This is a genomic window from Phormidium sp. CCY1219 (assembly GCF_035615515.1).
Classification (GTDB): Bacteria; Cyanobacteriota; Cyanobacteriia; order Cyanobacteriales; family Laspinemataceae; genus CCY1219.
Map to the genome: position 1 here is coordinate 1 of NZ_JAJENT010000502.1, position 7574 is coordinate 7574.

Consider the following 7574-nt stretch of genomic DNA (forward strand, 5'->3'; position numbering starts at 1 on the left):
GCCACAGGCTTATTGTAGCCGATCGCCCTTTTTTTGTCAAGGGAGACAACCCTTTTTTGACGCCAGATTGGCACAAGGATGCGGTGGGGAGGGCTAGGAACTAGTGGGTAAAATCACTGTAAAAACGCTGCCATCACCGAGTTTAGAGTGCACGGTGACGGTGCCGCCCATGCCTTCGACTAATGTTTTGACGATCGAGAGTCCCAAACCAGTGCCGCCAGTGGAGCGCGATCGCGCTTCGTCGATGCGATAAAAGCGCTCGAAAATGCGAGGAAGCTGTGCCAAGGGAATGCCCGGACCTTTATCGCCGATATCAATAGCGATCGCCTGGTGTTGCGGGCGAACTCGTACAGATATGGGGGTATGGTCTGGAGAATACTTAACGGCATTATCGATTAAATTGAGCAGCACTTGTTTTAAGCGATTGCGATCGCCCAGGGCGGGGAAGGGGAGGGCGTGGCAATCCAGAGCAATCTGACGGTTGCTATATTGCCGTGCCATCGATGCCACTTCCGCGACTAAATCGGGGATGGAAATCGGTTCTAGATGAAAGTGTAAGTAGCCGCTATCGGCGCGAGCCATATCGAGCAAATCCTGCAATAACTGAATCGTGCGATCGGCTTCAGCGGCGGCAATGCCTAGGGCTTCCCGTTGCGGTTCGGTGAGATTGTTGCCGCGCCGCTTCAGACTTTGGATGTAGCCAGAAACGATAGTTAACGGGGTGCGAAGCTCGTGAGAAACATTGCTAACGAATTGTCGCTGATGTTCCCAAGATTGGGATAAGCGATCGAGCATCATGTTGCAAGTGCGAGCCAATTGCTTGACCTCCGTGGGAGCATTGTCCAACTGCATCCGCACCTTGCCCAAATCCTCTGCCGAGATGTCATTGGTCATCTGACTCAGTTGGCACAGAGGTTGGAGCGATCGCCGCACATAGAGTGCGATCGCGAAAGTCATAGCCGCGATCGCCGCCACACTGGCAAGACTCAGACTGCGAATAATCCCCACCAACATCTGATAATCCTGGGTAATATCCTGGGCCACATACAGTTCCCCCAAATGAGTACCCTTCACCGTCAGGGAACCACTACACCACAACCAATAGCGACCCTTCAGGAATTGCGCTTGCGGAATCGTCACCGATGCAGGCAAACGCTTTAACGCCGCATCCAGAGTATCCGTTCGACCGCTTAACGCCTTGGATTGAGCGACGATCGCCCCATCGGGACCTTTCACCCACAGCAGAACCTTATCGGCACTCAGGCGTTCGATCGCCGGTTGCAACCCCGTCGTGGCAGCTTGCCTTGCGCTATAGTATTCCACATCCCCGGCAAAGCGCTGGAAAATGTACTTGACATTTTGCTTGTGGGTAAAAACCAGTTGCTGCTGCATCTGCCAACTCGTCGCGATCGCCAGCGACCCAATTCCCAAAGCAGAGACAGCGGCGATGCCCGCCGTCAGACGCACTTGCAGGGAATGGAGATCGATCTTGCGCCACAGGGGTGCGCTTTGTTTTCCCAACCAACTTAGCAATGTCCTCTCACCCACTCGAACTCTTTAGATTTAGCTTAGCCAGTAAATCTGAGAATGCGCTGATAGTCTTCTGAATTTTATCTCATTCAATCTGACCCCATGCCGATTTCAATTCAATTAGGACAACCGCATATTGTCCAATTGAGCACATCAATAACCGATAGGCAACCAGTGGCCCACCCTACCCGTGGGGCAGGCTGGGTAAGTCCTGCTCAATCTCAGGCATTTTTCTCTACAGGAGATAAAATCGCCGCCAGAGAGAAGAGTAGTTCCCTGGGCATCTGTTGGATAGAGAGGCGATCGCGGGAATTATGAGGCCAGAGTTGCACCAGTGGGGGCTAAAGACATTCATCATTGCCCCCGGCAGCGTTTAATTACCACAAAGTCAGAAAATTGTCAAGACGAAAGAAAAACATGGGAAAAAACCATCGGGGGGAAGGTTGGCGAAGACCAGAAGGGGTCAGGCAAGCGGGGCACCGTTTGACCGCCAGCCTGCCCCTTGGGGCACTGCCAGTTGAGTTAAAAAAATGTTAAAAATTGACAACCGATGCCGAGGACAGATCCAGCACCGAGGCGTCAGGCAAGCTAAGCTTGAAAAGACCAACAGCACAGCCAAATATCGCCGGGAGAGGGTGTTCCAGAAAAAGGTTGCCCGAGGAGATGGCCAGAGTAGGGGAAACCAGGGGGGTGCATTCCCTCGGGATATTCTAGGGGGAGAACCCGAGCACTGAGCCTTTGCAAAACAGGATAATGGGGAAAGCGGATCGAGATCGAACAGTGAGAGGCAATACTGCGGCAATCGCGGCATTTAGCCCCAGGGAATACTGGTATTTGACCAGCCGCTTATCGGTAAACTGGAAAGGCGTACGCGACTGAGCAATGGGCAGCAAGATACGATGAGGGTGTCACTCTATGAAACTGCGTCAGAAAATCTTATTAATCTTTGGTGCGACGCTCGTCGGTCTCAACGTAGCGCTTTATCGCACCGCATCGAGTATTTTATTGGCTGAATTCAAAGCCCTCGACGCTCTTGTTGCGCGCCAGGAAGTAACCCGAGCCTTGCAGGCACTCGATGAAACCATCACCGAGCTTAACACCACAGCGCGATCGCGAGTGGAATGGGAAAATCCCGCTTCCGACAGCGACGCCCCAGGGGCGAAATCTTTAGCCCCTGAGTTCGGCAACGAAATATTTACCCAATCCAACCTCAACCTGCTGGTATTGCTTGACGAGAACGGGGAACCGATTTTCACGCAAGCCTACGATCGCCAACAAAACCAGCCCATCCCCCTACCAGAGAAGATAGAAAAACTGATAGCCGGATACGGGCAATCCGGGAAGAACAGCCCCGCCCCAGGGAAAGCGCCCCCCTTGAGAGGCATCGTGATGCTGCCCACAGGGCCGATGCTAATTGCCGCACAATCGATTCTCAACCGACAAGCGGCGGATCCAGAGCGAGGCACCTTAATTGTCGGACGCCACTTAAACGCCGGAGAAATCGATCGCATCGGACAGCTGATGCAATTATCCTTGCGAGCGTATCCCGTCAGCGACCTCCCCTCGCACCTGCAAAACCTGGGAAAAGCCCTTGGGATAACTGCCGAGAACCGGAATTCCAACGAGAGAATCGTCAGCCCACCGATAGCGCAAAGCGACGCCGTACAACTGCGATCGCTCAGCGAAACCGACCTCGGAGGGTATGCCGCGATCGAGGACATTTACGGCAACGACGTCTTGCTATTAGAAATCATTCAACCGCGAGAAAGCTATCAAAAAGGCAAAAAAAGCATTCGATATTTAGTGTGGCCCCTGCTAGCGGTAAGCGTAGGATTTAGCGCCCTGACCCTGCTGCTGGTAGAAAAACTGGTAGTCTCGCGCGTGACCCTGCTGAATCAATCCATCAAACAGATGACCTCCGGAAACGGCGGGGATCTATCCATGCGCCTGAAACTAGGCGGCGAAGACGAACTCTCCAAAGTGGCACACAGCATTAACGGAATGCTCGATGCCCTGTTCGAGTCACAACAAAAGCTGCAAGAAAGCGAAGCCCGCTATCGGTTAATGGCGGAAAACTCCACAGACATGATTGCCAGACATACCCCAGAAGGGATGTTTGTGTACGTTTCCCCCGCTTGTCGGTTTTTGCTGGGATACGAACCCGACGAACTGATCGGCAGGTCTGCTTACGAATTCGTGCATCCCGACGACATGAAAGCGATCGGCAAATGCCACGCCGCGATTATGAACGGGCAAGTCAGCTACACCGTCAGCTACCGGATGCGGCACAAAAATGGGCCAGCAGTGTGGTTTGAAACCACCTCGCGCACCGTGCGGGATCCGCAAACCCATCGCGTATTGGAAGTGGTCTCCATTTCCCGCGACATCACCGAGCGACAGCAAACCGACGAAGAACTGCGAGAAAGCGAAGCCTCAATTCGGGCGTTGTATAAGATTACCTCATCGCGGAAGCTGAGCTTCAAACAACGGCTAGAAGGGTTGCTGGCATTAGGGCGGCGGCGGTTTGGGTTAGACATTGCGATTTTATCGCGGATTAAAGGGATCCGCTATGAAATCGTCGCCGCCCAGTCCCCCGATCGCGCAATATCCCCCGGGGACCTGTTCGATCTCAATCAAACCTACTGTCGCGAAACCTTGCGACAAAACGAACCCCTGTACTTCGAATCCGTCAGCGTCACCCGGTGGCACAACAATCCCACCATCACCCCCTTCAAACAAGACGCCTATATCGGCACCCCCGTGATTGTGGATGGCGAGGTGTACGGCACCCTGAGCTTTTCGAGCACCTTTGCCCTACAGCGCCCCTTCAAAGCGGTGGATAAAGAACTGCTCAAACTGATGGCGCAGTGGATCGGCGGCGAAATCGAGCGCCGTCAAGCAGCGGAAGATTTAGCCCGCGCCCGCGACGAGGCCCTCGCCGCCACCCGCGCCAAAAGCGAGTTTCTCGCTACCATGAGTCACGAAATCCGCACCCCGATGAATGCAGTGATCGGAATGACCGGATTGCTGCTGGATACCCCCCTCAATTCCGAACAGCGCGACTTCGTAGAAACGATTCGCGGCAGTGGGGATGCCCTGCTGACGATTATTAACGATATCCTCGACTTTTCTAAAATCGAGTCGGGCAAACTCGAACTGGAACAGCAACCGTTTAACCTGCGGGTCTGTATTGAGGAATCTCTCGATTTACTCGCGTCGAAAGCTTCCGAAAAAGAGTTGGAACTGGCCTATTTGATGGAGCCATCCACCCCGGAAATTATTGTGGGGGACGTGACCCGGGTGCGTCAAATTTTGGTGAATTTGCTCAGTAATGCAGTGAAATTTACCCAAACCGGCGAAGTGGTGGTGTCGGTTAGCGCTTCTCCCGTCACGGAAGATGAAGCAGCCGAAATCGACAAACAGGAACTGGCAAGGGACGGAGATTCCGGGTTCTCCTCTGTGAGTTCTCATCACCGCATCCAATTTGCGATCCGAGATACGGGGATTGGCATCGAGCAACAACGAATGGATCGGTTGTTTAAGTCGTTTTCTCAGGTGGATTCTTCCACTACCCGCGAGTATGGTGGCACCGGTCTGGGGTTGGCAATCAGCAAGCGCCTGAGCGAACTGATGGGGGGAACTATGTGGGTGGTCAGCGGTTCGGCGATCGGCGGGGATCCCCCAGCAGATTTTCAGTTGCCGGCGGCGGTTGGGCTGTCGTGGTCCAGCGAGATGGATGAGGATGAGGAGCAAAGTGTGTTTACCTGGGTGGGGGATTCTCACGAGCAAGAGGAGCAACCGAAATCCCCGGGTTCGACGTTTTATTTTACGGCGATCGCCGAACAAGCACCCAATACCTTGCCGGTGGATTTGAATGACACTCAGCCGAAATTGGCGGGTAAGCGGGTGCTGATTGTGGACGATAATGCCACCAATCGGCAAATTTTGGGTCGCCAAGCCGTGTTCTGGGGCATGAACCCCCAAGCGGCAACCTCGGGGGCGGAAGCTCTGGAGTGGCTGGAAGCGGGGGATACCTTCGATCTGGCAATTCTGGATATGCAGATGCCCAATATGGATGGGATGACTTTGGCACGGCAACTGCGCGCGTTACCGAATGGGGACGATTTGCCGTTGGTGATGCTGACTTCGATCGGCAGACAAGAGAACAATCCCCAAGGCGCTCCAGAGGTGAAGTTGGCGGCTTTTCTGAATAAGCCGATCAAGCAATCGCATCTGTACAATGTGGTGGCGGGGATTTTTGGCGGCGTGCCGCTTCGCTCTCGGGATTTGCATTCGGCTTCGGTTCAGATCGATCCGCAGATGGGGCATCGGCTACCTTTGCGGATTTTGCTGGCGGAAGATCATTTGGTGAATCAGAAGGTGGCATTGCAGATTTTACAGCGTCTGGGATATCGCGCAGATGTGGCCGGCAATGGGCTGGAGGTGCTGCAAGCGCTTCACCGTCAGCCTTATGATGTGGTGCTGATGGACGTTCATATGCCGGAAATGGACGGGCTGACCACCACGCGGACTATCTGCGAGCAGTGGGAGACGGAAACTCTGGGGTATAAGCCGCGCATTATTGCGATGACGGCAAATGCCATGCAGGGCGATCGCGAGGAATGTCTGGAAGCGGGAATGGATGATTATATCAGCAAGCCGATCCGCATGCCGGAACTGGTGCAAGCTCTGTCTTTATGTCAGCCAAACCAACAGCTACTCGACTCTCCGGCGGCACCAATTGCGAGTCCTGCACAGCGCCGCGAACCGGTCCGGGCAGGGGTCGCTTCGGGAACGGCGGTGGAAGAGCGATCGCACTCGGGCAAGGCGAGTTCCTCTGCACCCAAGGTGGCTGCTTCTGCCCCGAAGGCTTCCCCGCGCAATCCTAAACCCGGTAACGCTGGCGATCGCACTGCGGTTCTCAATCCCTCAACTCTGGAGTCTTTGCGCGAAATCGAGGTGCTTGAAGAGGCGATCGAAATCTATTTGGTGGAAGCACCTAAATTGGTGCAAAGCATGACTGAGGCCATTGAAGCGTCTGATGTGGCTCAGTTACAAGAGTCGGCCCACTCCCTGAAGTCTACCAGTGCAGCTCTCGGTGCGATGGAGTTGTCTGGATTGAGCAAGCAGCTTGAATATATGAGCCGCGCTAGCAAAGCAGCCGGATCGCCTCCCCCCCCAGAGGCGGCGGAGATTTTTTCGCAACTCAAAATTGAGTATCAAAAGGTGAAAGCAGCTTTGCAACGTGAACTGTCTCAGGTGTAATCCCATTGGTTTGCACAATGGTGGTTGCGGCGATGCCGATTTAATTGGGCCTTTCTGTGATGGAGAGGCGGTAGGGATGCGCTTCATGCTGGCGATCGCCTACGTAGATGTTATATGTCCCGGGCATCCACAACCCGGACATTTCTGGCACCTCTCCGGCTTCTTTATGCCCCAAAATGCAAAACCGCCCCCCGGGTCCGTCGATTAGTAAGGTGGGTTCTCCCTCGCTTTCTACCTGAAATCTCAAGTAGGAAAATTGCTCGGTTAGCTCCAAGGTTTGACTCGGTTGCTCGCTAATATACCCACAGTCACTACTCAGAGACCCTCCAGAGGTGCCTTGCAGCACTAGGGGATCCGATTGCATGTCTGTGGAAAGGGTCACCACTTTCGGTTGGCTCCACCCCGGAGCGGCTAGGCTCCCCAATAGCGCCAATCCAGGTGGAATTATCCACCATTTTTTGATTCTCATGGCTGAAAACCTCCCTTCGGTTGCGGTAATATTGATTACCTTCATTCTACGAGTTTTGACGAGGGGGATCCGCTACAGTTCCGCTTCACGGTAAGGGTTGAAATTCGAGCGCTTCCCAGTACACGAAAAAAACTCGGGAGCTTGGTAGCCCCGTCTCTTTAGAGCGGGGCTACCAAGCTCCCGGCGCGGCTTTAGCCGCAATGATATGATAAACTCCTATCACCAACTCTCATTTTGACCCAAATGAAAGGGGCTTAACATCCCGTGAGGGCAGACTTGCATCATGCAGAAATGTCGGTAGCAAAGGCGT

The 7574-nt window shown here is 54.0% G+C and carries 3 protein-coding genes; 1 reads left to right on the forward strand and 2 read right to left on the reverse strand.

Annotated elements, in window-relative coordinates; translation table 11 throughout:
- Positions 1–93: 93 nt before the first annotated feature.
- Positions 94–1533, reverse strand: a complete 1440-nt coding sequence (locus LKK83_RS13025) for a sensor histidine kinase (RefSeq protein WP_324631587.1) — start codon at positions 1531–1533, stop codon at positions 94–96.
- Between the two features lie 912 nt (positions 1534–2445).
- On the opposite strand from LKK83_RS13025, the gene LKK83_RS13030 reads away from it, so the two are divergent.
- Positions 2446–6795: a response regulator gene (locus tag LKK83_RS13030; RefSeq protein WP_324631588.1), complete on the forward strand. Its 4350-nt coding sequence runs from the start codon at positions 2446–2448 to the stop codon at positions 6793–6795.
- Positions 6796–6835: 40 nt separating this feature from the next.
- Here the strand turns inward: LKK83_RS13030 and LKK83_RS13035 are convergent, their stop codons facing one another.
- Positions 6836–7264, reverse strand: coding sequence for a hypothetical protein (locus LKK83_RS13035; protein ID WP_324631589.1), 429 nt, complete (start codon positions 7262–7264; stop codon positions 6836–6838).
- Positions 7265–7574: the final 310 nt, after the last annotated feature.

Excerpts from the sequence above, each read along its gene's own strand:
- LKK83_RS13030 (WP_324631588.1), top strand. The coding sequence starts at position 2,446 with ATGAAACTGCGTCAGAAAATCTTATTAATCTTTGGTGCGACGCTCGTC.
- LKK83_RS13035 (WP_324631589.1), bottom strand. The coding sequence starts at position 7,264 with ATGAGAATCAAAAAATGGTGGATAATTCCACCTGGATTGGCGCTATTG.